At 72.6% G+C, this 24,238-nt stretch carries 25 protein-coding genes; 8 read left to right on the plus strand and 17 right to left on the minus strand.

All coding sequences use genetic code 11. The features are described 5' to 3' along the window. Positions 1-60: 60 nt before the first annotated feature. Genes BGK67_RS17660 through BGK67_RS17670 form a run of 3 tightly spaced genes read right to left on the minus strand, consistent with a single transcriptional unit; the run spans position 61 to position 1,573 of the window. Complete coding sequence (locus BGK67_RS17660; protein WP_069920993.1) at positions 61-519, minus strand: SseB family protein; 459 nt, start codon at positions 517-519, stop codon at positions 61-63. Positions 520-567: 48 nt separating this feature from the next. After that, the gene (locus BGK67_RS17665; RefSeq protein ID WP_069920994.1) at positions 568-771 is read right to left on the minus strand and encodes a DUF397 domain-containing protein; all 204 of its coding nucleotides are present in this window, start codon (positions 769-771) and stop codon (positions 568-570) included. Continuing rightward, positions 752-1,573: a helix-turn-helix domain-containing protein gene (locus tag BGK67_RS17670; RefSeq protein WP_432215460.1), complete on the minus strand. Its 822-nt coding sequence runs from the start codon at positions 1,571-1,573 to the stop codon at positions 752-754. Before BGK67_RS17670 ends, BGK67_RS17665 begins: the two co-directional genes overlap by 20 nt. A 144-nt stretch (positions 1,574-1,717) precedes the next feature. Here BGK67_RS17670 and BGK67_RS17675 point away from each other — a divergent pair, with 144 nt between their 5' ends. From BGK67_RS17675 to BGK67_RS17695, 5 genes are all read left to right on the plus strand, one after another. Further along, positions 1,718-1,927 (plus strand): hypothetical protein, encoded by a 210-nt coding sequence (locus BGK67_RS17675; protein WP_069920996.1) that lies wholly within the window; start codon positions 1,718-1,720, stop codon positions 1,925-1,927. Continuing rightward, on the plus strand, positions 1,924-2,331 hold the full coding sequence (locus BGK67_RS17680; RefSeq protein ID WP_069920997.1) for an ATP-binding protein: 408 nt from the start codon (positions 1,924-1,926) through the stop codon (positions 2,329-2,331). The genes BGK67_RS17675 and BGK67_RS17680 overlap by 4 nt, the downstream gene beginning before the upstream one ends. A gap of 67 nt (positions 2,332-2,398) precedes the next feature. Continuing rightward, the gene (locus tag BGK67_RS17685) at positions 2,399-4,225 is read left to right on the plus strand and encodes an acyl-CoA dehydrogenase (protein WP_069920998.1); all 1,827 of its coding nucleotides are present in this window, start codon (positions 2,399-2,401) and stop codon (positions 4,223-4,225) included. A 102-nt stretch (positions 4,226-4,327) separates the two neighbouring features. After that, positions 4,328-5,059 (plus strand): hypothetical protein, encoded by a 732-nt coding sequence (locus BGK67_RS17690; RefSeq protein ID WP_069920999.1) that lies wholly within the window; start codon positions 4,328-4,330, stop codon positions 5,057-5,059. Between the two features lie 102 nt (positions 5,060-5,161). Next, the gene (locus BGK67_RS17695) at positions 5,162-6,454 is read left to right on the plus strand and encodes a M18 family aminopeptidase (RefSeq protein WP_069921000.1); all 1,293 of its coding nucleotides are present in this window, start codon (positions 5,162-5,164) and stop codon (positions 6,452-6,454) included. A gap of 35 nt (positions 6,455-6,489) precedes the next feature. Here the strand turns inward: BGK67_RS17695 and BGK67_RS17700 are convergent, their stop codons facing one another. The 3 genes from BGK67_RS17700 to BGK67_RS17710 all read right to left on the minus strand — a co-directional run bounded on the left by BGK67_RS17700 (position 6,490) and on the right by BGK67_RS17710 (position 9,813). Beyond that, a complete protein-coding gene (locus BGK67_RS17700; protein ID WP_069921001.1) occupies positions 6,490-8,337 on the minus strand; it encodes a thioredoxin-like domain-containing protein in 1,848 nt (615 codons plus the stop codon). Between the two features lie 125 nt (positions 8,338-8,462). Further along, positions 8,463-8,984, minus strand: coding sequence for a DUF4240 domain-containing protein (locus BGK67_RS17705; protein ID WP_069921002.1), 522 nt, complete (start codon positions 8,982-8,984; stop codon positions 8,463-8,465). Between the two features lie 28 nt (positions 8,985-9,012). Continuing rightward, a complete protein-coding gene (locus BGK67_RS17710; RefSeq protein WP_069921003.1) occupies positions 9,013-9,813 on the minus strand; it encodes an ATP-grasp domain-containing protein in 801 nt (266 codons plus the stop codon). 32 nt (positions 9,814-9,845) lie between these two features. Between BGK67_RS17710 and BGK67_RS17715 the strand changes: the two genes are divergently transcribed. Further along, positions 9,846-10,340, plus strand: a complete 495-nt coding sequence (locus BGK67_RS17715) for an LURP-one-related/scramblase family protein (protein ID WP_069921004.1) — start codon at positions 9,846-9,848, stop codon at positions 10,338-10,340. 21 nt (positions 10,341-10,361) lie between these two features. Here BGK67_RS17715 and BGK67_RS17720 read toward each other — a convergent pair whose 3' ends face one another. Beyond that, positions 10,362-10,952: a GNAT family N-acetyltransferase gene (locus tag BGK67_RS17720; protein ID WP_079154247.1), complete on the minus strand. Its 591-nt coding sequence runs from the start codon at positions 10,950-10,952 to the stop codon at positions 10,362-10,364. Further along, positions 10,949-11,746, minus strand: coding sequence for a carbon-nitrogen family hydrolase (locus tag BGK67_RS17725; RefSeq protein ID WP_069921005.1), 798 nt, complete (start codon positions 11,744-11,746; stop codon positions 10,949-10,951). Before BGK67_RS17725 ends, BGK67_RS17720 begins: the two co-directional genes overlap by 4 nt. 156 nt (positions 11,747-11,902) lie before the next feature. Between BGK67_RS17725 and BGK67_RS17730 the strand changes: the two genes are divergently transcribed. After that, positions 11,903-12,727, plus strand: coding sequence for a maleylpyruvate isomerase family mycothiol-dependent enzyme (locus tag BGK67_RS17730; RefSeq protein ID WP_069921006.1), 825 nt, complete (start codon positions 11,903-11,905; stop codon positions 12,725-12,727). A 183-nt stretch (positions 12,728-12,910) separates the two neighbouring features. Here BGK67_RS17730 and BGK67_RS36330 read toward each other — a convergent pair whose 3' ends face one another. From BGK67_RS36330 to BGK67_RS17740, 3 genes are read right to left on the minus strand one after another with little or no spacing between them, the layout of a single operon-like run. Continuing rightward, a complete protein-coding gene (locus BGK67_RS36330; protein ID WP_079154627.1) occupies positions 12,911-13,126 on the minus strand; it encodes a helix-turn-helix domain-containing protein in 216 nt (71 codons plus the stop codon). Between the two features lie 49 nt (positions 13,127-13,175). Then, complete coding sequence (locus BGK67_RS17735; protein WP_244291246.1) at positions 13,176-14,513, minus strand: MFS transporter; 1,338 nt, start codon at positions 14,511-14,513, stop codon at positions 13,176-13,178. Further along, positions 14,510-15,193 (minus strand): GntR family transcriptional regulator, encoded by a 684-nt coding sequence (locus tag BGK67_RS17740; RefSeq protein ID WP_069923942.1) that lies wholly within the window; start codon positions 15,191-15,193, stop codon positions 14,510-14,512. Before BGK67_RS17740 ends, BGK67_RS17735 begins: the two co-directional genes overlap by 4 nt. Before the next feature lie 160 nt (positions 15,194-15,353). Here BGK67_RS17740 and BGK67_RS17745 point away from each other — a divergent pair, with 160 nt between their 5' ends. After that, complete coding sequence (locus BGK67_RS17745; protein ID WP_208948712.1) at positions 15,354-16,526, plus strand: DUF418 domain-containing protein; 1,173 nt, start codon at positions 15,354-15,356, stop codon at positions 16,524-16,526. 45 nt (positions 16,527-16,571) lie between these two features. Here the strand turns inward: BGK67_RS17745 and BGK67_RS17750 are convergent, their stop codons facing one another. From BGK67_RS17750 to pdhA, 6 genes are all read right to left on the minus strand, one after another. Beyond that, positions 16,572-18,515: a C1 family peptidase gene (locus BGK67_RS17750; protein WP_069921008.1), complete on the minus strand. Its 1,944-nt coding sequence runs from the start codon at positions 18,513-18,515 to the stop codon at positions 16,572-16,574. 164 nt (positions 18,516-18,679) lie between these two features. Then, positions 18,680-19,444, minus strand: coding sequence for a hypothetical protein (locus BGK67_RS17755; protein ID WP_141754030.1), 765 nt, complete (start codon positions 19,442-19,444; stop codon positions 18,680-18,682). Positions 19,445-19,470: 26 nt separating this feature from the next. Then, positions 19,471-20,409, minus strand: coding sequence for a GNAT family N-acetyltransferase (locus BGK67_RS17760; RefSeq protein WP_079154249.1), 939 nt, complete (start codon positions 20,407-20,409; stop codon positions 19,471-19,473). 113 nt (positions 20,410-20,522) lie between these two features. Then, complete coding sequence (locus BGK67_RS17765) at positions 20,523-21,947, minus strand: dihydrolipoamide acetyltransferase family protein (protein ID WP_069921010.1); 1,425 nt, start codon at positions 21,945-21,947, stop codon at positions 20,523-20,525. Positions 21,948-21,959: 12 nt separating this feature from the next. Beyond that, positions 21,960-22,940, minus strand: a complete 981-nt coding sequence (locus tag BGK67_RS17770) for an alpha-ketoacid dehydrogenase subunit beta (protein WP_069921011.1) — start codon at positions 22,938-22,940, stop codon at positions 21,960-21,962. 5 nt (positions 22,941-22,945) lie between these two features. After that, positions 22,946-24,145: a pyruvate dehydrogenase (acetyl-transferring) E1 component subunit alpha gene (gene pdhA, locus BGK67_RS17775; protein WP_069921012.1), complete on the minus strand. Its 1,200-nt coding sequence runs from the start codon at positions 24,143-24,145 to the stop codon at positions 22,946-22,948. Positions 24,146-24,238: the final 93 nt, after the last annotated feature.

Here is a 24,238-nt window from a genome sequence, read left to right on the forward strand (position 1 = left end):
GCGGGCGAGGACAGTCCTCTCGGGCCGAGGCGGACGCCCCGGCCAGGTAAGCCCCGCCCCTCAGCCGTACATGCGGCGCATCGCGAAGTCGACCATCTGCTCGACCGCCTTCGCGTCGAAGACCATCCGGTGGTCGCCCTCCATGTCGAGGACGAAGCCGTAGCCGGTGGGCAGCAGGTCGATCACCTCCGCGCCGGTGATCACGAAGTACTTGGACTCCTTGCCGGCGTACCGACGCAGCTCCTTGAGCGTGGTGAACATCGGGATGACCGGCTGCTGCGTGTTGTGCAGGGCCAGGAAACCCGGGGTGTCGCCGCGCGGGCAGTAGACCTTCGAGCCGGCGAAGATCTGCTGGAAGTCCTCGGCGGACAGCGACCCGGTGGTGAAGGCCCGTACCGCGTCCGCGAGCGAGGGCGGGGACGGCTCGGGGTACAGCGGCGGCGCCTGCGCGTAGCCCTGCGCGGGCTGCTGCGGGGCGTACTGCTGCTGGGCGCCCGGGTTCTGGTCGTAGCCGTACATGGACCGAAGCCTACCGAGGCCGGGGGCGGCTGGGCCGCCGAGTTCCGGTCAGCGGGCTTTCAGCCCCGCGACGAAGGGGGCCCAGGCCGCCGCCGACATGACGAGGACGGGGCCGTCGCGCCGCGTGGAGTCCCGGACGGGGACGACCCCCACGAGCCCGTCGGCCACCTCGACGCAGTCACCGTTTTCGCCGTTGGTGTAGCTGCTCGTCCGCCAGACGGCCTTGCTGACATCAGTCGCGCTGGTTCCCATTTCGGAGGTCCTCGGCTGTGGTTTCGATCATGGCGAGGGACGCCTCGGACGACAGTGCGGCGGCCCTGAGCCGATCGTATGCCTTTCCATACCGCTTCACGACGGCCGGATCGTCGATGAGTTGGCCGTGATACGGACCCTCGGTGTACATGACGGGTGGCTCGTCATCGAACTCCATCAGCTTCATCGAGTGGGCCATGAAGGGGCTGAGGGGCGCGTTCCACGGGAGGACTTGTGGAACGATCCGGCGACGCCGCCCCAGTGCTGCGACGTGGTCCAGTTGGTCCGCCATCTCGCGGGGCGGCAGCAAGGGGCTCCGGAGCAAGGGCTCGTGCAGGATCACCCAGTACTCGGGGCGTTGCGGGTCATCGAAGAGACGTCCCCGCTGCAGGCGGTTGCGCACCTTCACATCCACCTCTTCCGCCAGGTCCAGCGGGTGCGTGACGTGAGCGATCGCCCGGGTGTAAGGCGCCGTGTGCAGCAGTCCGGGGATGAGCGCGGGACCCCACTCCTCAATGGACCGCGCCCGCTTCTCCATCTCGGCGACCGGCGCGAAGTACTCGGCGTGCACACCCCGCCGGGCGTTCCGGGCGTCCTCGCAGCGCCGCTCGAAGAAGCCGTCCGTCCCCAGCACCCGGTCCACGTGTCTCGCCAGATCCATCGGCATGCGCCGCTGGCCGCGCTCGATCTCGCTCAAGTAGCTGACGCCGTAGAAGCTCTCCTCCACCGTCTGCTGAAGGGTGAGGCCTGCCGCTTCCCGCTTCCAGCGCAGTTCCTTGCCGTAGAGGGCCGGAACGCTCACCGAACCGTCAATGTCCCTACTCGCGACCACGATCGCTCACTTTCCACACCTCGCACTGTGGAGCCGAAACCCTTCCCACGGTACGCAGCGCAGCACCAGCCTGTGAGGGCATCGTCACAGTCCGCACAGGATCGGAACGGCACCATGAGCAACCACCCCCACGACCGAGAAGCCGCATCGGCGCTTGAGAGCCTCCGCGCCGCCCTCGCCGCGCACGGGGTCACCCTCCCCTCCCTCGACCTCCACCTCCTCTCCTACGCCGGGCGATACGACTCCCCACCCCTCATCAGCCTCGGCAACTGCAACCTGGCCACCGCCCGGCGACTGACCGACGCCCTGGCCGCCGGCCGGTGAACGGGCTCACCATCCGGCTGCTCGCCACCCCCGGGGCCGTCCCGCTGGCCCGTCACGCCGTGCGCGAGCACCTCGGCTCCGACGCCTCCCCGGACGCGGAGCTGTGCGTCAGCGAGCTGCTGGCCAATGTGATCGCCCACGTCGGCGACGGCACCCCCGTCACCCTGCGGATCACCGGAAGGGCAACCCGTACGCGGGTCGAGCTCACCGATCCCGATCCGCGCGCGTGGCCCGTACTGCGGCAGACCGGGGCAGCCGAGGAGTCGGGGCGCGGGCTCGCCCTGCTCGACGCCGTGGCCCTGCGGTGGGGGGTCACCCAGGATGCCCGGACCAAGACCGTCTGGTGCGAGCTTGACCCTGGTCACAGTCGGCCCGGAAGGGTTGCCGTTATTACCGGTGGGTAGCATCATGTTGTTACCGATTGGTATGTACGAGGAACCTGTCTCCCCGAGCCTTAACGGAGCCGTCGCCATGGGGCACTACAAGTCGAATCTCCGCGACATCGAGTTCAACCTCTTCGAGGTGCTCGGCCGCGACAAGCTGTACGGCACCGGTCCGTTCGAGGAGATGGACACCGAGACCGCCAAGAGCGTCCTCTCCGAGCTCACCCGCCTCGCCGAGAACGAGCTGGCCGAGTCCTTCGCCGACGCCGACCGCAACCCGCCGGTCTTCGACCCGGCCACCAACACCGCGCCCGTCCCGGCCTCCTTCAAGAAGAGCTACGAAGCCTTCATGGACTCGGAGTACTGGCGCCTGGGCCTGCCCGAGGAGATCGGCGGCACCACCTCGCCGCGTTCCCTCATCTGGGCGTACGCGGAGCTGCTGCTCGGCTCGAACCCGGCCGTCTGGATGTACTCCTCCGGCCCGGCGTTCGCCGGCGTCCTCTTCGAAGAGGGCAACGAGGCGCAGAAGAAGATCGCCCAGATAGCCGTCGAGAAGCGCTGGGGCTCCACCATGGTCCTCACCGAGCCGGACGCCGGCTCGGACGTGGGCGCGGGCCGCACCAAGGCGGTCCAGCAGGACGACGGCTCCTGGCACATCGAGGGCGTGAAGCGCTTCATCACCTCCGGTGAGCACGACATGGAGGAGAACATCCTCCACTACGTCCTCGCCCGCCCCGAGGGCCACGGCCCGGGCACCAAGGGCCTGTCGCTCTTCCTCGTCCCGAAGTTCCACTTCGACTGGGAGACCGGCGAGCTGGGCGAGCGCAACGGCGTCTACGCCACGAACGTCGAGCACAAGATGGGCCTCAAGGCCTCCAACACGTGCGAGATGACCTTCGGCGACCAGCACCCCGCCAAGGGCTGGCTGATCGGTGACAAGCACGACGGCATCCGCCAGATGTTCATGATCATCGAGTTCGCCCGGATGATGGTCGGCACGAAGGCCATCGCCACCCTCTCCACCGGCTACCTCAACGCGCTGGAGTACGCCAAGGAGCGCGTGCAGGGCCCGGACCTGGCCAACTTCATGGACAAGACGGCGCCCAAGGTCACCATCACGCACCACCCCGACGTGCGCCGCTCGCTCATGACGCAGAAGGCGTACGCCGAGGGCATGCGCGCCCTGGTCCTCTACACCGCCTCCGTCCAGGACGCGATCCAGCTGAAGCAGGCCGCGGACGAGGACGCCTCCGCCGAGATCGGCCTCAACGACCTGCTGCTGCCGATCGTGAAGGGCTACGGCTCGGAGAAGTCCTACGAGCTGCTCGCGCAGTCGCTGCAGACCTTCGGCGGTTCCGGTTACCTCCAGGAATACCCGATCGAGCAGTACATCCGGGACGCCAAGATCGACACCCTCTACGAGGGCACCACGGCGATCCAGGGCCAGGACTTCTTCTTCCGGAAGATCGTCCGCGACCAGGGCGCCTCCCTGAACGTCCTCTCCGAGACGATCAAGAAGTTCCTGGCCGAGGCCGTCGGCGGCGAGGAGCTCGCCGGCGCCCGCGACGCGCTCGCCAAGGCCGCCGTCGACCTGGAGGCCATCGTCGGCCAGATGATCGTCGACCTCACCGCCACCGGCGAGGACGTCAAGAACATCTACAAGGTCGGCCAGAACACCACCCGCCTGCTGATGGCCTCCGGCGACGTCGTCGTCGGATACCTGCTGCTCAAGGGTGCGGCCGTGGCCGCCGAGAAGCTCGCCACCGCCTCCGCCAAGGACGTGGCGTTCTACACCGGCAAGATCGCCGCCGCGAAGTTCTTCGCCTCGCAGGTCCTGCCGAACGTCTCGGTCGCCCGCTCGCTCGCCGAGAGCGTCGACAACTCCCTCATGGAGCTCGACGAGGCCGCGTTCTAAGCTGCCCCGCGCCAACGGCCGGGTCCCCTTCCACAGGGGGCCCGGCCGCTCGCTTACCAGCAGGTTCTTCCGTTGTCGGTCGTTCATGGGACGCTCGTACGTATGAGTCCACAGGAGCAGCACAGCAGGGGGTACTCCGTCCCGACCGGGCGGCCGTACGCCCTCAAGGAGCTGCAGGCGACCCTGGGCAGCCTCGGCGACCACCTCCGCGAGCTGTACGACGGCGCGCACCCCGCCGAGTACGACGGCATCGCCGACGCGCTGTACGTCGCCTTCCGGACCGCCGCCGGACTGGCCCCCGCCAAGAGCTACACCGGCTGCCCCGAACACCCCAACGGCGCCCTCGACCCCGAGGCCCCCGACGGCTGGGGCCGCTGCCTCATCTGCAACGACCGGCGCCGGCTCGGACGGCGGCTGCAGGGCGGCCGGCCCGCCGGCCCCGCCCCCGCGGCGGAGCAGCGGCGCCTCGGCTACCCCGTGCCGGAGGGCCCGTACACCCTCGAGACGCTGCGCGCCCTCCTGCGCACCGTCGAGGACCAGCGCTTCCACCTCTCCCTGTCCTCGCCCGCGGAGGACTTCGTCCGCATCGCCGACGACCTGCACCGCGCCTTCATCGTCGCCCGCGAGCTGTCCCGGCCGCGCAACGCCTCGGGCTGCTCCGAGCACCCCGGAGCGCCCAACGACCCCGACGCACCGCCCGGTGAGGGCTGTATCTTCTGCGCCGGACGCAAGAGACGCGCGCAGCGCTCCGCGCAGACCCCGGAGATGCTCCCGCGCATCCGCCGGGGCGAGCGCAGGCAGTTGCAGCGCCGATTCGAGCGTCCGCCGGGCTGAGGATCGACGGGACCGCGGACCAACCACCCCGGGGTCCCGGTGCCTCCGGCCATCCGCCGCAGTCCGGCCATGGCGTACACGACCGTCGTTAAGGTGAACCACATGAGCTCTCCCGCCCGCTTCGACCGCGGCCACACCGACGATCTGATGACCTTTTTGACGGCCAGTCCGTCGCCGTACCACGCCGTGGCCAACGCGGCCGAGCGGCTGGAGAAGGCAGGCTTCAGGCAGTTGTCGGAAACGGACGCCTGGGACGCGGGCACGGGGGGCAGATTCGTGCTCCGCGGCGGTGCGCTCATCGCCTGGTTCGTCCCGGAGGGCGCGAACGCCCACACCCCCTTCCGGATCATCGGCGCCCACACCGACTCCCCCAACCTGCGGGTCAAGCCGCTGCCGGACACCGGCTCCCAGGGCTGGCGGCAGATCGCCGTCGAGATCTACGGCGGGACCCTGCTCAACACCTGGCTCGACCGCGACCTGGGCCTCGCCGGGCGGCTGACCCTGCGCGACGGCACCGAACGCCTGGTGAACGTGGACCGCGCACTGCTGCGCGTCCCCCAACTGGCCGTGCACCTGGACCGGTCGGTGAACACGGACGGGCTCAAGCTCGACAAGCAGCGCCACATGCAGCCGATCTGGGGCCTCGGCGAGGTCCAGGAAGGCGACCTGATCGCCTTCCTGGAGGAGGAAGAGGGCCTGGAGCAGGGCTCGGTGGCCGGCTGGGACCTGATGGTCCACTCGATCGAGCCGCCCGCCTACCTCGGCCGCGACCGCGAACTGCTCGCCGGCCCGCGCATGGACAACCTGCTGTCGGTGCACGCGGGCGTCGCGGCGCTGGCGGCGGTCTCCACCGCCGGCGAGCTGGAGTACATCCCGGTCCTGGCCGCCTTCGACCACGAGGAGAACGGCTCGCAGTCGGACACCGGTGCGGACGGACCCCTGCTCGGCAACGTGCTGGAACGTTCAGTCTTCGCACGCGGCGGCTCCTACGAGGACCGCGCACGGGCCTTCGCCGGCACCATCTGCCTGTCCTCGGACACCGGCCACGCCGTGCACCCCAACTACGGCGAGCGGCACGACCCGACGCACCACCCGCGGGCCAACGGCGGCCCGATCCTCAAGGTCAACGTGAACCAGCGGTACGCGACGGACGGCAGCGGGCGCGCGGTGTTCGCGAGCGCCTGCGAGCGGGCCGGCGTCCCGTGGCAGACCTTCGTCTCCAACAACTCGATGCCCTGCGGCACGACGATCGGCCCGATCACGGCGGCCCGCCACGGCATCCAGACCGTCGACATCGGCGTCGCGATCCTCTCGATGCACAGCGCCCGCGAACTGTGCGGCGCGGACGACCCGTACCTCCTGGCCAACGCGCTGCTCGCCTTCCTGGAGGGCTGAGCCCCCAGGAACGCGGCCAGACAACCGCCCCCGTCCTACGCCTCCTCGTCCATCCCGGCGAGGACGAGGGGCAGCCGCGCCACCCCGTCGGCGGTGACGGTCACCGGAACCCCCCAGTCCTGCTGGTGGACGTGGCAGGCCGGGTACTCGTTGGTCTCCGCGGCGGAGCCGCTATCGGACTCGGTGTCGTCGCAGGACGCCGCCATGGCGGAGACGTGCAGCACGCCCTCGGTGACCTCCGGGTTCAGCGCGAGCTCCCGGAACAGGTCGGTCCCGGCGCCCTCACCCGCCGTGAGCAGCTCGGGCGGGGTCGAGGAGACCAGCAGGCGGGTGGACGGCCCGTAGCGGGTGTCGAGCTTCTGCCCGGCGGGGGCCTGGAACACCACGTCGAGGCGGAGCGTGCCCGGCGCCACCTCGGTCGCGGCGCGCTGCGTCCGGTGGGCGACCGCGTCCACCCGTACCGCGTCCTCCGGCAGCCGCAGCCGGGTCAGCCGGTGCCGGGCGGACTCGACCACCACGATGTCCTCCCCGACCAGCACGGCGTCGCTGGGCTCGCGCAGGTCGGTGGCGAGCGTCGAGACCTCGCCGGAGGCGGGGTCGTAGCGGCGCAGCGCGTGGTTGTACGTGTCGCACACCGCGACCGAGCCGTCGGGCAGGGCGGTGACCCCGAGCGGGTGCTGGAGCAGGGCCTGTCCGGCGTCCCCGTCCCGGTGCCCGAAGTCGAACAGCCCGGTCCCGACGGCGGTCGTGACGGCGTAGCCGTCCTCGGCGGCGTGGACGTACCGGAGCGCGCTGGTCTCGGAGTCGGCGATCCACAGCCGGTCCCCGGCGGCCGCGAGGCCGGAGGGCTGGGCGAACCAGGCCTCGGCGGCCGGCCCGTCGTGCAGCCCCTCGTTGGTGGTCCCGGCGGCCACCTCGACGGTCCCGTCGGCCGGGTCCCAGGTCCACAGCTGGTGCACGCCCGCCATGGCGATCCACACCTTGCCCTGCCACCAGGCCACGTCCCACGGCGAGGACAGGTCCACCTCGAGCGCCGGCCCGGAGGTGGGCGAGCCCTGCCACCACTGGCGGCCGGTGCCGGCGACGGTCTCCACGGCCCCGGTCTCCGGGTCGAACAGGCGCAGGGCGTGGTTGACGGTGTCGGCGACGACGACCCGCCCGTCGGGCAGCAGCGCCAGCCCCTGCGGCTCGCTGAAACTCCCGGCGGTGAACCCGCGCTCCCCGCTGCCGATGCGCCGTACGACGGTCTCCGCGTCGGGCGCCAGCTCCACCAGCTGGTGCCGGGTCGAGTCGGACACCAGGAGGTTCCCGCCGGGCAGCACCAGCGCCTTGCCGGGGAACCGCAGGTCGCTCGCGACCGGCTCGGGAGCCACGTACGGCCCGTCCCCGCGCCGCAGCGTCCCCTTGGCCCCGTGCACGGCCTCCAGCTCCTCGACGAGCCGCTCGATGGCGTGCGCGTGCCCCTCACCGGCGTGCTGCGCGACGACGTACCCCTCGGGGTCGATCACCACGAGCGTGGGCCAGGCCCGGACGGCGTACTGCTTCCAGGTCGCGAGCTCCGGGTCGTCCAGCACGGGGTGGTGCACCTCGTACCGCTCGACGGCGTCCACGACGGCGGCGTGGTCGGCCTCGTGCACGAACTTCGGCGAGTGCACCCCGATGATCACGACGGTGTCGCGGTGCTTCTCCTCCAGCTCGCGCAGCTCGTCGAGGACGTGCAGGCAGTTGATGCAGCAGAAGGTCCAAAAATCCAGAATGACCACGCGTCCTCGCAGGTCGGCGAGGGTGTACGGCTTGCCACCGGTGTTCAGCCAGCCCCCCTTGCCGATCAGCTCGGGGGCACGGACACGGGCACGTCGGGGTGCGGACGCGGCAGAGTTCATGGCTCAAGGGTGCCACCCCCGGCATATGCGCCCCGCGCGGGTGACTACGGGTGACGGACCTCCGTGGCAGTTTGGCCGCAGACGCTGAAGGAGGCGTCGGGCCATGACCACCGGGCGCGATTCCTCTAGTCGAACAGGGCGCTCAGGCGGGGGAGGCGGGTCGCGGTTTCCTCCGTGTCGTCGAAGTCGAAGTCCCAGGCCGGGTCCAGGGGCGGGTAGCTGATCGTGAAGGAGTCCGCCGGGAGTTCGCGGCCCGTGGCTGTCTCGTAGGCGGTCCAGGCGATGGAGAGGGCCCGTTCGTCGGCGAGTTCCAGGCCCTCCCGCGCGGCCTCGCGGACCGCCGGGTGCAGGGCCAGGGAGTCCGGGTCGGCCAGGGCCGCCTCGAAGGCGTCCTGGCCCTGGGTGAGGAGCCAGCCGCGGAAGTAGTCGAAGCCGTCGTCCGAGCAGCCGCCGTTGATCACGTAGGCCGCGGCCCAAAGGGGGCTGCGGTAGGACTCCGCCAGCAGGTCCCACAGCACCTGCTGGGCCCCGGCTATCTCCGCCTCCGGGAGCCGTGCGAGCAGCGCCGCCGCACGCTCCGCCACCAGGTCCTGCGCCGCCTCCGCGCGGGCCGTGTCGATCAGCTTCCAGAACGTCTGCTTGTCCATGGACAGAGCCTCGCACCCGGCTCTGACATCAGGTGAGGAAGGAGTGGAGAGATCCCGTGAGTGATGTGACGAACGCGTCCCGGACCGCGGGCGGGACCAGGTCCAGGGACAAGTACGGGTTCAGGTCCTCCAGTTCGACGAGGAGGAGTTCCCCTGACGGCGCCCGGCAGGCGTCCACGCGCTGGATGCCGTGGCGCAGGGTGTTCCACTCGATGAAGGAGCGGGCGAACTCCAGGTCCGCGCCCTTGGGTTCGTAGGGCGCCAGCTCCCATCGGCGGTCCGGGTCCGGGGCGTAGAGGGCGTACTGGAAGGCGTCGTCGACGAAGTAGAAGGACACCTCGTACGCGAAGTCGATGCGGGGCTGGATGAGGATCTCGCCCGCGGGGCCGGACGGGTGCGCGGTGAAGGTCAGGCCGATGGAGTCGGCGCCCTGCTTCGGCTTGACCGCGTACGAGGGGACCTGCGGCAGCTCCGCCAGCCGGGCCGGGTCGTCGATCGTCGGGATGACCGGGTACCCGGCGGCCGTGAGGTCGAGCAGGTACTGCTTGCCCGCCATGTCGCCGCGGCCCGTGAGCGGGTTGTAGACCCGGGTGCCGGCGGTGAGCGCGGCGGCGCGGAAGGAGTCGTAGGCCTCCTGGTAGTGCAGCACCGGCCCGCTGTTGCGGACGATCACCGCGTCGAAGCCGGGCATCAGGCGCTCCGCGTCCAGCGGATGGCACAGGGCCAGCGGGAAGTGCTCGCGCAGCCGGGCGGTGAGGAAGGCGTCCTCGTCGCCGTAGCGGCGGCCGCGCGCCGGATAGGCCAGGTCGGTGACGTAGAGCAGGGGCATGAGGGCAACCTATCGCGGGCACGGATCAACGCATGAAATACCTCGTACGGGACAAAGTGCTGGCCATCGGGGACGACTACTGGATCGAGGACGAGGACGGGCGCCACGTCTTCCTCGTCGACGGGAAGGCCTTGCGGGTCCGCGACACCCTGGAGCTCAAGGACCCGGACGGACGGATCCTGATCACCCTGCGGGAGAAGATGCTCTCCTTCCGCGACGCGATGACGCTGGAGCGGGAAGACCGCCGGCTGGCCGTCATCCGGCGCAAGCGGCTCTCGCTGCTGCGCAACCACTACCGCGTGACGCTGGCCGAGGGCACCGAGCTCGACGTCAGCGGGCGGATCCTGGACCGCGAGTTCAAGGTCGAGTACGAGGGCGAGCTGCTCGCCCTGATCTCTCGCCAGTGGTACCGGGTCCGCGACACCTACGCGGTGGACGTGATCCGCGAGGACGCCGACGCGGCCCTGCAGATCGCGGTGGCGGTGTGCGTGATCCGGATGGCCGAGAAGGAGCGCGAGGACGGGTAGCGCCGCCCCCTCCCTCCGGCGTCAGGCGGGCGGCGGCGGCGCCGCGTAGCAGTGGACGCTCACCGTCCGGTCCGGGCCCCACCGCTGTTCGACGGTGGCCAGGCGGCTCCAGCCGAGGCGCTCGTACAGGGCGGCCGCCGCCGTGTCGGAGGCCAGGACGTCGAGGACGGGGTGCAGCGCGCGCCCCCGGGCCTCGCGCACGGCCCGCTCCAGCAGCAGGGCGCCGGCCCCCCGGCCGCGGTCCGCGGGCGAGACGAACAGGCGGCTGATCACCGCGGTGCGCTCGACGGGCACGCCCGCGCGGCGGCTCCACAGGGCGGGCGCCGCGTCGCGGGCTCCGCTGCGGGACAGGCCGATGTGGCCGGTCACGCGGCCGTCGCGGTGCGCCACCCAGGCGTCGAGCAGGGCGGGCGGGGCCAGCCACCGCGCGGGCCGGTCGGGCCAGTCCAGCGGGTAGCCGTCGTGCGCGTGGACGGCGGCGAGCACCGCGACGCACGCGTCGAGGTCGGGGGGCTCGCGCCGCCGCAGGCCCTGGTCGTGGGCCGGGGCCTGGCCTCGGGCATGGGCCTGTGCTTGGCCTCGGGGCCGGGCCCGCGGGGCGTCCCCGGTCATCGGCGGGCCGGCGGGCGCAGCCCCAGCACGCGGTCCTTGAGGGCGGGGAACTGGGCGCGGGTGTCGGGGACCTTGGCCGGGTCGAGGTCGACGGTGAGGACGTCCTCGCCGGGGCCCGCCTCGGCCAGGACCTCGCCCCAGGGGTCCACCACCAGGCTGTGCCCGGCCTGCTCCACACCCGCGTGGGTGCCGGCCAGCCCGCAGGCGAGGACGTACGACTGGTCCTCCACCGCCCGCGCCCGGCTCAGCAGCGTCCAGTGCGCGCGGCGCCGCGCGGGCCAGCCGGCCGCGACGACCATCGTGGTGGCCCCGGCGTCGACCAGCCCGCGGAACATCTCGGGGAAGCGCAGGTCGTAGCAGGTGGCGATGCCGAGGGTCTGCTCCGGCAGCTCCACCGTGGTGAGGGAGTCGCCCGCCGACATCAGCACGGCTTCGCCCTGGTCGAAGCCGAACCGGTGGATCTTGCGGTAGGTGGCGGCCAGCTCGCCGTCGGGGGAGAGCACGAGGGCGGTGTTGTAGAGGGAGCCGTCGCCCGCCCGCTCCACGACCGAGCCCGCGTGCAGCCAGACCCCGGCGTCGCGGGCCGCCCCGGACATGGCCGCGTAGGTCGGGCCGTCCAGTGGTTCCGCCTCGGTCTCGAACTGCTCGTAGGCGAAGGCGCCGACCGTCCACAGTTCGGGCAGGACGACGAGGTCGCAGCCCGCCTGTTCCCGTACGAGTTCGGCCACGCGGGAGCGTCGGGAATCGACCGACTCGCCCTCGTTCACTGCGATTTGAATCAGCGAGGCGCGCACATTACCACCGTCCTGGGCTTCCAGCCGTCAACTCGGGCCTACGATCGTCACACGAAAGCACTGCCGGGGTGCTCACCGGCAGCGTAGTTTTGGAAACCGAGTCTGAAGTCCAGAGCTTTCAGAACGCGCCACTGAACAGCACCGCGAGGGGTCCCGTTGACCGTCCATCCCAGCCTTCAGCCCTATGCCGACGCGTGGACGCACTCCATCGAGGCGATATCCGAGCTGGTCCTTCCGTTGACGGAGGGCGAGTGGAACCGGGCGACGCCGTGCCCGGGATGGTCGGTCCGTGACGTCGTGTCACACATCATCGGCATCGAATGCGAGCAGCTCGGAGACCCGCGGCCGATCCACACCGTGGCCCGCGACCTGCGGCACGTGGTGGACGAGTTCAGCCGGTACATGGAGGTGCAGGTCGACGTACGGCGCCACCACACCGCGCCGGAGATGACCTCGGAGCTCGAGTACACCGTCATCCGGCGGTCGCGGCAGCTGCGGAACGAGAAGCGGGATCCGGACACGATGGTGCGGGGTCCGCTGGGCGACCAGGTGACGCTGGAGCAGGCGCTGCGGCTGCGGGCGTTCGACGTGTGGGTGCACGAGCAGGACCTGCGGGCGGCGCTGGGCGTGCCGGGGAACTGGGACTCGCCGGGTGCGTACGTGGCACGGGACCTCCTGCTCGCCGGGCTGCCGAAGGTGGTGGCGAAGCGGGCGGGGGCGCCGGCGAACTCGGCGGTGGTGGTCGACGTGCACGGCGCGCTGGAGTTCATGCGGACGGTACGGGTCGACGCGGAGGGGCGGGGGACGGTGGACAAGGCCCCGTCGCTGGGCCCGGCCGTGACGCTCACGCTGGACTGGGAGACGTACGTCCGCCTCGCCGCGGGCCGGGTCCGCGCGCACGCCGTGGCCGACCGGGTGAAGGTGGAAGGCGACGCGGAGCTGGCCGAAGCCATCCTGGCGGGGTTCGCCGTGACCCCGTAGCGGCCGAGCCCCGGAGCGGCCGCGACCCGCCGGCATGCCCCGCCGTGCCCGGGCTCCGCGGCCTGCCCGGGCTGCGCGGTCTGCCCGGGCTGCGCGGTCTGCCCGGGCTGCGCGGTCTGCCCGGGCTGCGCGGAAGATCAACGGATCTTGCGCGCACGGCACACGCCCCGTGGCATCCCCTGCCTAGTGTCGACCTCGTCCGGCGCGTCCGGGCGGGGTGGGACGGGGGTCCGCCCCGCCCGGGGCGCGGGTTCGGCCCGCGGCGGCGGCCTCTTGTGCGGCCGCCCGCCGGAACTCGGTGGGGCTGAGCCCGTACGCGGCGCGGAAGGCGCGGCTGAAGGCCGGGGCGTTGGTGAAGCACCAGCGGGCCGCGATCTCGTGGACGGGCCGGCCGGCCAGTTCGGGGCAGTCCCCCTCCTGGCAGTGCGCGCGGCCGCGGCCGGCGGGCCTACTGCGGCCCGTGCCCCGATGGCTCCGGAAGGGAACACGCCCGGGCGGCCCGCTCCGGGGGTGGGTTCTTCGGCGCGGGAATCACGGCGCGGGCGCCGGCGGCTTCGCGGGACAGGGCCCGGCCGCGCAGCCGGAGGATCTGGCTGATGCCGAGCGCCTGCACGACGAACACCGTGGAGAACGCGATGCGGTAGTCGTCGCCGGTGGCGTCCAGCAGGATGCCCACGGCCAGCAGGGTCGTCATCGAGGCGATGAAACCGCCCATGTTGGTGATTCCGGAGGCGGTGCCCTGACGGTCCGCCGGGTTGGCCGGGCGGGCGAAGTCGAAGCCGATCATCGATGCCGGTCCGCAGGAGCCCAGCACCAGGCACAGGGTGACCAACAGCCACATCGGGGCCCGGTCGCCGGGGTGGACGAGGACCGCCGCCCAGAGCAGGGACGTCAGGCCCACCGTGCCCAGGGCGAGCGGCATCCGCGCGGACTGGCGGCGGCCGACGATCTGGCCGTAGACGAGGCCGAGCGCCATGTTGGAGGCGACCACCAGCGTGAGCAGGCCGCCCGCGGTACTCCGGGACAGCCCCTGCGCCTCGACCAGGAACGGCATGCCCCACAGCAGCAGGAACACCATCGCCGGGAACTGCGTGGTGAAGTGCACCCACAGGCCGAGCCGGGTGCCCGGTTCGCTCCAGGACGCGCGGATCTGGCGGCGGACGAAGCCCCCGCCCGCGCCCCGGGCGGGCGGCGCCGCGTGCCCCTCCGGGTGGTCGCGCAGGAACAGCACCAGCGGGACCAGGACCACCAGTCCCGCCGCCGCGCTCCCGGCGAAGGCCGGCACCCAGCCGACCCCGTGCAGGACGGGCGCCAGGACCAGCGTGGAGACGAGGTTGCCCGCCATGCCGACCAGCCCGGCCAGCTGCGCCATCAGCGGGCCGCGCCGGGCCGGGAACCACCGGGTGCCGAGCCGCAGCACCGAGATGAAGGTCATGGCGTCACCGCAGCCCAGCAGGGCCCGGGCGGCCAGCGCCATCTCGTACGAGGGGGCCAGCGCGAAGCCGAGCTGCCCGGCGGTGAACAGGACGGCCCCGAGCGTCAGCACCCGCTTGGTGCCGAGCCGGTCCACCATCAGGCCCACCGGTATCTGCATCCCCGCGTACACCAGGAGCTGGAGCAGCGAGAAGGTGGCCAGCGCCGAGGCGTTGACGTGGAAGCGGTCGGCGGCGTCGAGTCCGGCCACGCCCAGGCTGGTACGGAAGATCACCGCGACGAAGTAGACGGCGACGCCGATGGACCAGACGGCGACGGCCCTGCGCCCGCCGGGCGGGTCGAGGGCGCTCACCGGGCGTCCCCGCGCATCAGGGATCCGACCCGGCCCAGGTGCGCCCGTACGCAGGCCGCCGCACGGTCCGCGTCGCCCGCCCGCAGCGCCGCCAGGACCTCGCGGTGCTCGGCGAGGTTCTGCGCGACCCGGTCCGGGTGGGCGTCCATCACCGCGACGCCCATCCGCAGTTGCCGGTCGCGCAGCTGGTCGTAGAGGCGGGACAGGATCTGGTTGCCGGCGTGCCGGACGATCTCGGCGTGGAAGCAGCGGTCCTCGGCCGCGAAGGCCGCCAGGTCGCCGCTGTCCGCGTGCCGCTGCTGCGCGCGCAGCAGTTCCTCCAGTCGTTCGAGGAGCGCGGCCGGGGCCGGGACGGCCCGCCGGACGGTGAACTCCTCGACCAGCAGGCGGGTTTCGACCACGTCCGCGATCTCCTGTGCCGACACGGGCAGGACCAGCGCGCCCTTCTTGGGATAGAGCCGGATCAGCCCCTCCGTCTCCAGGCGCAGCAGCGCCTCGCGCACCGGGGTGCGGGAAACGCCGACGGCCTCGGCGACCTCGCCCTCGGTCAGGAGCGTGCCGCCTTCGTACCGGCGGTCGAGTACGCCCTGTTTGACGTGCCGGTAGACGCGGTCGGCGGCGGGGGCGTCAGCCGGGACAGGGGCTGCGGGGGCGGGCGCTGCGGGGGCGGAAGCAGGCATGGACACAGGATAGATACATGCTGCCTACAGCCTTGTCGCGTCTCAGCATCCAAGACCGCTTCCAGGAGCGGGCGCACCGCCACGACTGCATCGAAGGATGTACCGCCGGTTCGTCCACCGGCACGACGTACGGGGCCCCGCCCGCCGGGACGCTGGAGTCATGGCCGACACCCTGACCACCGTCCCGGTGAGCCGCACCTCCGCCCGGCTCCCCCTCCTCGACGTCCTGCGCGGCGCCGCCATCCTCGGCACCCTCATGACCAACGTGTGGATCTTCGCCTCGCCCGGTTCGGAGTGGGGCGTGCTCAGCGGGGTGACCATCCCCGATCCCGTCGCCGACCCCTCGTTCGCGAACATCGCCGAGAGCGTCTTCCGCTTCCTCGCGGACGGCAAGTTCCTGGCGCTGCTGACGGTCCTGTTCGGGGTCGGCCTGGCCATCCAGTACGACTCCGCCGCCCGCCGCGGCGAGCCGTGGCCCGGCCGCTACCCGCGGCGCGCCGCGTTCCTCTTCCTGGAGGGCACCGTGCACTTCGTGCTCGTCTTCGCCTGGGACGTGCTGATGGGGTACGCCGTCACCGCCCTCCTCGTCGCCTGGCTGCTCGCCCGCTCCGAGAAGGTCCGAAGGCGGGCCCTGTGGACGGCCGCCTCGGTGCACCTGGCCCTGCTCGCCCTGCTGACGCCGGCCGCCCTCGGCGCCCGGGGCGGCACGCCGCGGGGGCCGGACCCGGCCGCCGTCGAGCTGTACGCGCGGGGAAGCTACGCCGAGCAGATCGCCTTCCGGCTGGAGAACCTTCCCGTCCTGCGCATCGAGCCCGTCTTCTCCTTCGCCCTGCTCGTGTTCCTCTTCCTGCTCGGCGTCCGGCTGCACCGCGCGGGCGCCTTCACCGCCACCGCCGGGGGCCGACGCATCCGGGCCCGGATGGCCGCCTGGGGCCTCGGCCTCGGGCTGCCCCTCAACGCCGCGACCGCCCTCGGCGGCGAGGCCTTCTTCTTCCTGGGCCGCTACGGGGCCGCGCCGCTGCTCGCCGTGGGCTACATCGGCCTGATCGGCATCGCCCTGGACCGGCTGTGGATTCCGCGGCCCGTCACCACCGCCCTCGGCTCGATCGGCCGCACCGCCCTGACCTGCTACGTCGCCCAGAACCTGCTGTGCATGCTGCTCTGCTACGGCTTCGGGCTGGGGCTGGCCGCCCGGCTCGCCGGGTCCGGCCCGTGGTGGGTGATGGGCCTGTGGGCGGCCGTCGGGCTGGTCCTCGCCACCGGGTCGTGGCTGTGGCTGCGCCGCTTCGACCGGGGGCCGCTGGAGTCCGTACAGCGGTTCGTCCTCAAGTGACCTCCCCGGCACGGCGCTCGGTACCGCCCCGCCCGGTCGGGCCTCTCAGCCGGGGCCGATCACCGCGCCCTCGTGCCAGCCCCCGCCTCCCCCGGACTCCGTGCGGGAGGTGCCCCCACGCCAGTAGTGCTGGAGCAGGCCGTCGGTGCGCAGGACGACCACTTCGAGGTTGAACCCGAAGCTGCCCTGGAGCATCCCGGTGACCGCCCGGACGCCGTGCCCGAAGACCGCGCCGCGGGTCCACGCCGAGCCGCTCGCGTTGCCGCGCCACCAGTGCTCGACGCGCCCGTCGGCGAGGGCCACGCACAGCTCGTAGTTCCCGGCGGTGTCCTCGTCCACGGCCCCGTGTTGCGACTCGATCAGGCAGGGCGCACAGGCCGCCCCGGCCCCGAAGACCTCCCCGGCCCGCCAGACGAAGCCGCATCCGTCGTCCCGCCACCACAGCTGCATCCGCCCGTCGGTCCGGGCGGCGACGAGGTCGAGGCGGCGGGAGCGGGTCTGGACGAGGGCGGGGCCGTAGTGGGCGATGCCGGAGCCGAAGCGGCCGCCGTCGTTCCAGGTCCAGGGGGCGCCGTTGATCCGCCACCAGTGGTTCAGGCGGCCGTCCGCGGTCCGCACGACCACCTCGAAGTTGCCCGGCTTGCCGTAGTCGCTCTGGATGAGGGCCGGGGTCGAGCCGACGGCCGCGTCGCCCGGGCCGAAGGCGCCGCCGTCGCGCCAGAGGCCGGCGGACTGCTCGTAGTACCAGTGGCGCAGCCGGCCGCCGGTGGTCACGTGCAGGGACTCCATGTTCCGGTTGTAGGTGGCGCCGGTGAAGGCGGGCGGGCCCGAGGCGTCGGTCGCGAAGGTGCCGGCGCGGGCCCACGCGAAGGGGGCCTCGCCCTCGCGCCACCAGTGCCGGAGGCGGCCGCCGCCGGCCCGCGCGAGCAGCTCGAAGTTGCGGTGGGCGCGGCCGTTGCCGCTCTCGTAGACGTTGCCGGTGTGCAGGCGGCGCTTGCTCCACGGGTCGACGTTGGTGCCGCGCAGGCCGCACTTGGCCCAGTAGTCGATGTTGGCCTCGCCGTACGCGATCCGGCCGTAGCCGCCGACGTGGTGGCCGGTGCCCCAGGAGTTCTTGAACAGCCAGCAGCCCGCCGCGTCGTCGTACCCGACGACCAGCACGCAGTGGCCGCCCGCGAGCCGGTCGCTCGTACGGTGGTAGACCCCGGCGCCGAGCGCGAAGAAGTCCTCGTACACGTCGAAGCAGGCGGTCAGCGGGCCCACGGTGTCCAGCCAGACCTTCTGCTGCTCGACGTCGCCGAGGCGGACGTAGTCGGTGATGCGGACGGTCCGGCCCGAGCGGTCCCAGCTGGGCGTGTACTCGGCGCGCCAGGCCTCGCGCCGGACGGCGGGCAGGCCCTCGGGCGGGGTGCTGTAGGGCCGGCAGTCCGGATCGGCGAGCCCGCCGTTGGCCCTGATCCAGTCCAGGGCCGTCTCCGGGTCGCTGCCCTGCCCGCAGCTGAGCCTGAGCCCGCCGTGGACGTCGCCCTCGGAGCGCTCCGCCCAGACGCAGTGCTCGATGCGGGCCATGGACTCCACCAGGCCGGCGGCGCCGAAGGCCCAGCAGGAGCCGCACGGGTTCTGGTCCTTCACCTTGGTGATCCACGACCGGCCCCAGCGGCTGCGCCAGTCGACGGCGGCGGGCCGCCCGCCGGCCGCCGTAGCGGGACCCGCCGCCGTGCCGGAGCCCGCCGCCGTGCCGGGGAGCAGCCCGTGGGCGGCCCGGCGCCGGTCGAGGTGCGGATTGCCGCTCGGGTAGCCGATCAGCGCCCGCAGGTCGACGGCCCGGACGGCCTCGGCGGGGGTCAGGTTCACCCCGGGCTCCAGACCGAGCGAGGGCCGGGGCACGCGCTCCTCGTCGGCCAGGTGCTCGAGGACCGACCACCGCGCCCCGCGCTCCGCGAGCCGTGCCCGCAACTCCCCCGCGGTCTGGACAGATACCTCCGGCATGGCGGCCCCCCAGCTGCACCCGTGCGGATCCCCGACGGGCGAGCGTCTCCCCGCGCCAGAGCCCCGTCAAGGGGGGCGGGACGGTCGCGCGGTGGCACGAGGGGGCCTCACACGGCGCGCTCCGGCGCATCCCCGGCTCGCCGACTGCGTGCAGTCGGCGGGGCCTACGGGAGTCCCGGCCGCACCTGCGTCCACGCGTCGACCGCCTCCGCCAAGGGATCGCCGTCCGCCAAGTGGGGGCGTACGAGCGCCATCCGGGCGATCAGGATCTTGATGCTCCGCAGGTGCACGATGCGCGGGCGCGGCAGGTCGCGCCAGGTGCGGGACTCCGCGGCCGCCTGCCGCGGGGTCAGGTCGATCAGTGCCAGCAGCTCCCGGCACAGCGCCGCCGGGTCACCGCCGCGGCCCGGGCCGAACTCCCGGATCAGGTAGCCGCGTACGGCCGCCAGCTCGGCCCCGCGGGCCAGCCGGCCCGTCCCCTCGGCCTCCGCGCAGCGGAAGATGGCGGCCAGCGCCACCCGGCCCCAGCGGAGCCGGACCTCCTCCGGCACCTGGTCGTCCTGCATCCACCCCACCGCCAGGCTGCGCAGCGCCCGCGGCCGGGGCTCGTCGCCCAGCGGCGGGCCGGTGGCCAGCCACTCCTCCAGCTCTTCCAGGCAGTGCCCGTCCGGCGGCACCGAGGTCAGCACCTGGCCCCGGCTGAGCAGCGCGACCACGGCGCCCGTGAAGTGGACCTTCGCGACGTGCCCGGCGTCGAAGGAGCCGACGGCGCGCCCGTACCGCTCGATGCGGCGCAGCCCCAGCCGCAGCCGGCCGACGGCGTAGACCTGTCCGGTCCGCGCCACCCCGCCGACGCAGCGGACCACGCACACGCCGCCCGTGACGTCGGCCTCCTCGACGGAGTACACCTGCAACTCGGCTATCGGCACGCCGGGAGGCTACCGGGTCCGTCCCGTCAGCGGGACGGGCCTTCCAGGACGAGGCGGATCTCCGTCACCTCGTACCCGGCCCGGTCGAAGGCGGCCGCCATCGGGACGTTCACGGTGTCGGTGGTCGCGGTGACGCGCTCGGCGCCCGCGGCGGCGTGGAAGCGGGTGATCTCGGCCAGGATCTCGTCGACGAGGCCCTGCCCGCGCTGCTCCGGTACGACGCCCAGGTAGCCCACGTTGCGGTGGTACGGGGTCGCCGAGGGGATGGCCATGCCGGCGGGGGTGCCGTCCGGGAGCTCGGCGAGGCGCCACCAGGACCGCTCGCCGGGGCAGTCGAGGTAGAAGGCGAAGTCCTCGCGGGCCAGTCGGCGGGCGTCCATCACGCGCAGCTCGTTCCGCGTGGCCAGGTCGAGGCTGCCCTCGGACAGCCGGACGAAGGCCTCCAGGAACTCCTCGTCCGTGCCCTCGCGGAAGACCAGCCGCCCGGTGGGCCCGGCCGGGGCTGCGGCGGCTGGGGTCCACTCGTAGCGCAGGCGCTCGATCTCGGTGGTCAGGCCGGCTTGGGCCGCCGCCTTCCGCCGCCAGGCGACCGCCTCGGCCAGGGCCGGGTCGGTGCGCCAGTCCCGGGGCAGGGAGAGGTTGTAGAGCGGGAGCCCGCCGAAGGCGGCGTGGCCGGCGGCGAGCAGCCCGGCGGCGAGGGCGGCCGGGTCGGCCACCGAGCTGCGCACCTGGAGGCAGTCGAGCGCGATGGGCCGTGCGCTGTCGGCGCGGCCCCACCACAGGGCGCGGGCGAGGACCTCCCCGTCCTCGTCCTCGGCGAACCAGGTCCATTCGGGGCGCAGCCGGTTCCCGGCGAGCTCCTCACGGATCCGCTCGGCGGTCAGGGCGGGGACGGGTCCGTCGGCCGGAGGGGCGAGGGCTCGGTCCAGGTCCGCGGGATCCGCGGCGGCAGGTCGAAAGCGCATCCGGTGATGATCACATCTGGTGATCGCACCGGCCAGGGGATTGTCCGCGGGCCGGAAACGGCCGGAGGCCGGCCCCCGTGTCGCGGGGCCGGCCTCCGGGACGTGCGTCGTCGTCACGCCCAGGTGATCAGGCGGCGGGGGTGCTCCAGGACCGCGGCGATGTCGGCGAGGAACTTGGAGCCGAGCTCGCCGTCGATGAGCCGGTGGTCGAACGACAACGCCAGGGTGGTGACCTGACGGGGCTTCACCTTGCCCTTGTGGACCCACGGCTGGAGCTTGATCGCGCCGACCGCGAGGATCGCGGACTCGCCCGGGTTCAGGATCGGCGTACCGGTGTCGACGCCGAAGACGCCGACGTTGGTGATGGTGATGGTGCCGTTCTGCATGTCCGCCGGGGAGGTCTTGCCCTCGCGGGCCGTGGCGACCAGCTCGGACAGGGCCGTCGACAGCTCGCCGAGCGACTTGGCGTGGGCGTCCTTGATGTTCGGGACGATCAGCCCGCGGGGGGTGGCCGCCGCGATGCCCAGGTTGACGTAGTGCTTGAGCACGATCTCCTGGGCCGCCTCGTCCCAGGACGCGTTGACGTCCGGGTTGCGGCGGATGGCCACCAGGACGGCCTTGGCGATGAGGAGCAGCGGGTTGATCCGCAGTCCCGCCAGGTCCGGGTCGTCCTTGAGCTCCTGGACCAGCTTCATCGTGCGGGTCACGTCGAGCGTGATGAACTCGGTGACGTGCGGCGCGGTGAAGGCCGAGCCGACCATCGCCTGGGCGGTGACCTTGCGGACGCCCTTGACCGGGATCCGGGTCTCCCGGGCCGAGGCCTCCACGGCCGGAGCCGGGGCCTGGGCGGCCACGGCCGGAGCCTGCGCCGCCACCGGGGCCGCGGCCGCCTGCGGAGCGATGGCCGCGGCGGCCGCCGCGTGGACGTCCTCCCGGGTCACGACCCCGCCGTCACCGGTGGGGACGACGGCGGCCAGGTCGATGCCGAGGTCCTTGGCGAGCTTGCGCACCGGCGGCTTGGCCAGCGGGCGCTCGGCGGCCGCGTGCCCGTTGCCGTTACGGACCGGGGCGGCCGGAGCCACCGGGGCGGCGGGGGCAGCCGGAGCCACGGCGGCCGCCGCAGCGGTGCCGTTCTGCGCGGGCGCGCCCGCCGGAGCCTTGCGCGGGCGGCGCTTGGTGGAGGCGGTGGAGACCCCGTAGCCGACCAGGACGGGCTGGCGTACCTCGGGGGCCGCCTCCTGCGGCTCGGCGGCGGCCGGGGCCGCCTCCTGGACCGGGGCCTCGGCGGCGTCGCCGGGGCCGGTCCGCACCGAGATGATCACCTGGCCGACATCGACCGTGGTGCCCTCCTCGAAGAGGAGCGCGTGCACGACACCGTCGAACGGGATCGGCAGTTCCACGGCGGCCTTGGCCGTCTCGACCTCGCAGACGACCTGGCCGTCGGTGACCGTGTCACCCGGCTGGACGTACCACTTGAGGATCTCGGCCTCGGTGAGGCCCTCGCCCACGTCGGGCATCTTGAATTCGCGGATGGTCATGAACGTGGCTCCTCAGTACGCCAGCGAGCGGTCGACGGCGTCGAGCACCCTGTCCAGGCCCGGCAGGTACTCGTCCTCCAGGCGGGCCGGCGGATAAGGGGCGTGGAAGCCGCCCACGCGCAGGACCGGCGCCTCCAGGTGGTAGAAGCACCGCTCCGTGATGCGGGCGGCGATCTCCGAGCCCATGCCGAGGAAGGTCGGTGCCTCGTGGACGACCACGAGCCGGCGGGTCTTCTCCACCGACGCCTGGATCCCGTCGAAGTCGACCGGGGACATCGAGCGCAGGTCGACGACCTCCACCGACTTGCCCTCCTCGGCGGCCGCGGCAGCGGCCTCCAGGCAGACCTTCACCATCGGACCGTAGGCGGCCAGGGTGATGTCGGAGCCCTCGCGCGCCACGCGCGCCTTGTGCAGTTCGCCGGGGATGGCCTCGGTGTCGACCTCGCCCTTGTCCCAGTAGCGGCGCTTCGGCTCGAAGAAGATCACCGGGTCGTCGCTGAGGATCGCCTGCTGGAGCATCCAGTAGGCGTCGCTCGCGTTCGACGGGGAGACCACCTTGAGGCCCGGCACGTGCGCGAAGAGCGCCTCGGGGGACTCGCTGTGGTGCTCGACCGCGCCGATGCCGCCCGCGTACGGGATGCGCACGACGACCGGCATCTTGATCTTGCCGAGGGCACGGGCGTGCATCTTCGCGAGCTGCGTGACGATCTGGTCGTACGCGGGGAAGACGAAACCGTCGAACTGGATCTCGACGACCGGCCGGTAGCCGCGCAGCGCGAGGCCGATGGCCGTGCCGACGATGCCCGACTCGGCGAGCGGGGTGTCGATGACCCGCTCCTCGCCGAAGTCCTTCTGCAGTCCGTCGGTGATCCGGAAGACGCCGCCCAGCTTGCCGACGTCCTCACCCATGATCAGGACCTTGGGGTCCGTGTCCAGGGCCTTGCGCAGCGACTCGTTGAGCGCCTTCGCGATCGACATCTTCTCGATGGCCATGGCGGTCACTCCCCACCCTCGAAGGACGCGAGGTAGGCGGCGAACTGCGCGCGCTCCTCGTCGACGAGCGCGTGCCCGTCCGCGTAGACGTTCTCGAAGATCGCCATGGTGTCGGGGTCGGGCATGGCGCGCACGACCTCGCGCACCCGCTTGCCCAGCGCCTCGCTCTCCCCTTCGAGCCCCTCGAAGAAGGCCTCGTCGGCGCCGCCGGTGGCCAGCAGGTGGGCCTTCAGGCGCAGGATCGGGTCCTTGGCCTCCCAGGCGACGGTCTCCTCGTCCCGGCGGTACTTCGTCGGGTCGTCGGAGGTGGTGTGCGCGCCCATCCGGTAGGTGAACGCCTCGACCAGGGTCGGGCCCTCTCCCCGGCGGGCCCGGTCCAGGGCCCAGCGGGTGACCGCGAGGCAGGCGAGGACGTCGTTGCCGTCGACGCGGACGCCGGGGAAGCCGAAGCCCTGGGCGCGCTGGTAGAGCGGCACGCGCATCTGGCGCTCGGTGGGCTCGGAGATCGCCCACTGGTTGTTCTGGCAGAAGAACACCACGGGCGAGTTGTAGACGGCGGAGAAGTTGAAGGCCTCCATCACGTCGCCCTGGCTGGAGGCGCCGTCGCCGAAGTAGGCGATGACCGCGGAGTCCGCGCCGTCCTTGGCCACACCCATCGCGTAACCGGTCGCGTGGAGCGTCTGCGAGCCGATGACGATCGTGTAGAGGTGGAAGTTGTTGGTGTTGGGGTCCCAGCCGCCGTGGTTCACACCGCGGAACATGCCGAGCAGGTTCGTCGGGTCGACCCCGCGGCACCAGGCCACTCCGTGCTCGCGGTAGGTCGGGAAGACGTAGTCCTCGTCGTTCAGGGCACGGCCGGAGCCGATCTGGGCGGCCTCCTGCCCGAGCAGCGAGGCCCACAGGCCCAGCTCGCCCTGACGCTGCAGGGCGGTCGCCTCCCCGTCGAAACGGCGGGTCAGGACCATGTCGCGGTAGAGCCCGCGCAGGTCCTCGGTGGTGATGTCGGCGACGAAGGGGGCGAACTCCGCGTTCTCCGCGTTGTCCACCCGGTCCCCTTCGGGCGTCAGCAGCTGTACGAGCTGAGGTACGGCGTCCTGCGTCTGCGCGGTGGCAGCGGCGGGCTTGGCGGCGCCCGCCGCACCTGCCGCCCGCTTGGTGCCGCCGCTGCGTCGCGGCTTGCGCGCGGCAGTGCTCTCCACGGTCACGTGTGCTCCTCCGTCGGTCCGGCACCCGGGTTCTCCGGGGTCCAGTGCGGCTCACCTGAACCTGTACCCGCGCACGGGGTGGGTGCGCGCTGT

It is taken from the genome of Streptomyces subrutilus (assembly GCF_001746425.1).
GTDB classification, from domain to species: domain Bacteria; phylum Actinomycetota; class Actinomycetes; order Streptomycetales; family Streptomycetaceae; genus Streptomyces; species Streptomyces subrutilus_A.

Excerpts from the sequence above, each read along its gene's own strand:
- BGK67_RS17660 (WP_069920993.1), bottom strand. The coding sequence starts at position 519 with ATGTACGGCTACGACCAGAACCCGGGCGCCCAGCAGCAGTACGCCCCG.
- BGK67_RS17665 (WP_069920994.1), bottom strand. The coding sequence starts at position 771 with ATGGGAACCAGCGCGACTGATGTCAGCAAGGCCGTCTGGCGGACGAGC.
- BGK67_RS17675 (WP_069920996.1), top strand. The coding sequence starts at position 1,718 with ATGAGCAACCACCCCCACGACCGAGAAGCCGCATCGGCGCTTGAGAGC.
- BGK67_RS17685 (WP_069920998.1), top strand. The coding sequence starts at position 2,399 with ATGGGGCACTACAAGTCGAATCTCCGCGACATCGAGTTCAACCTCTTC.
- BGK67_RS17690 (WP_069920999.1), top strand. The coding sequence starts at position 4,328 with ATGAGTCCACAGGAGCAGCACAGCAGGGGGTACTCCGTCCCGACCGGG.
- BGK67_RS17695 (WP_069921000.1), top strand. The coding sequence starts at position 5,162 with ATGAGCTCTCCCGCCCGCTTCGACCGCGGCCACACCGACGATCTGATG.
- BGK67_RS17700 (WP_069921001.1), bottom strand. The coding sequence starts at position 8,337 with ATGAACTCTGCCGCGTCCGCACCCCGACGTGCCCGTGTCCGTGCCCCC.
- BGK67_RS17705 (WP_069921002.1), bottom strand. The coding sequence starts at position 8,984 with ATGGACAAGCAGACGTTCTGGAAGCTGATCGACACGGCCCGCGCGGAG.
- BGK67_RS17710 (WP_069921003.1), bottom strand. The coding sequence starts at position 9,813 with ATGCCCCTGCTCTACGTCACCGACCTGGCCTATCCGGCGCGCGGCCGC.
- BGK67_RS17715 (WP_069921004.1), top strand. The coding sequence starts at position 9,846 with ATGAAATACCTCGTACGGGACAAAGTGCTGGCCATCGGGGACGACTAC.
- BGK67_RS17720 (WP_079154247.1), bottom strand. The coding sequence starts at position 10,952 with ATGACCGGGGACGCCCCGCGGGCCCGGCCCCGAGGCCAAGCACAGGCC.
- BGK67_RS17740 (WP_069923942.1), bottom strand. The coding sequence starts at position 15,193 with ATGCCTGCTTCCGCCCCCGCAGCGCCCGCCCCCGCAGCCCCTGTCCCG.
- BGK67_RS17745 (WP_208948712.1), top strand. The coding sequence starts at position 15,354 with ATGGCCGACACCCTGACCACCGTCCCGGTGAGCCGCACCTCCGCCCGG.
- BGK67_RS17750 (WP_069921008.1), bottom strand. The coding sequence starts at position 18,515 with ATGCCGGAGGTATCTGTCCAGACCGCGGGGGAGTTGCGGGCACGGCTC.
- BGK67_RS17760 (WP_079154249.1), bottom strand. The coding sequence starts at position 20,409 with ATGCGCTTTCGACCTGCCGCCGCGGATCCCGCGGACCTGGACCGAGCC.
- BGK67_RS17765 (WP_069921010.1), bottom strand. The coding sequence starts at position 21,947 with ATGACCATCCGCGAATTCAAGATGCCCGACGTGGGCGAGGGCCTCACC.
- BGK67_RS17770 (WP_069921011.1), bottom strand. The coding sequence starts at position 22,940 with ATGGCCATCGAGAAGATGTCGATCGCGAAGGCGCTCAACGAGTCGCTG.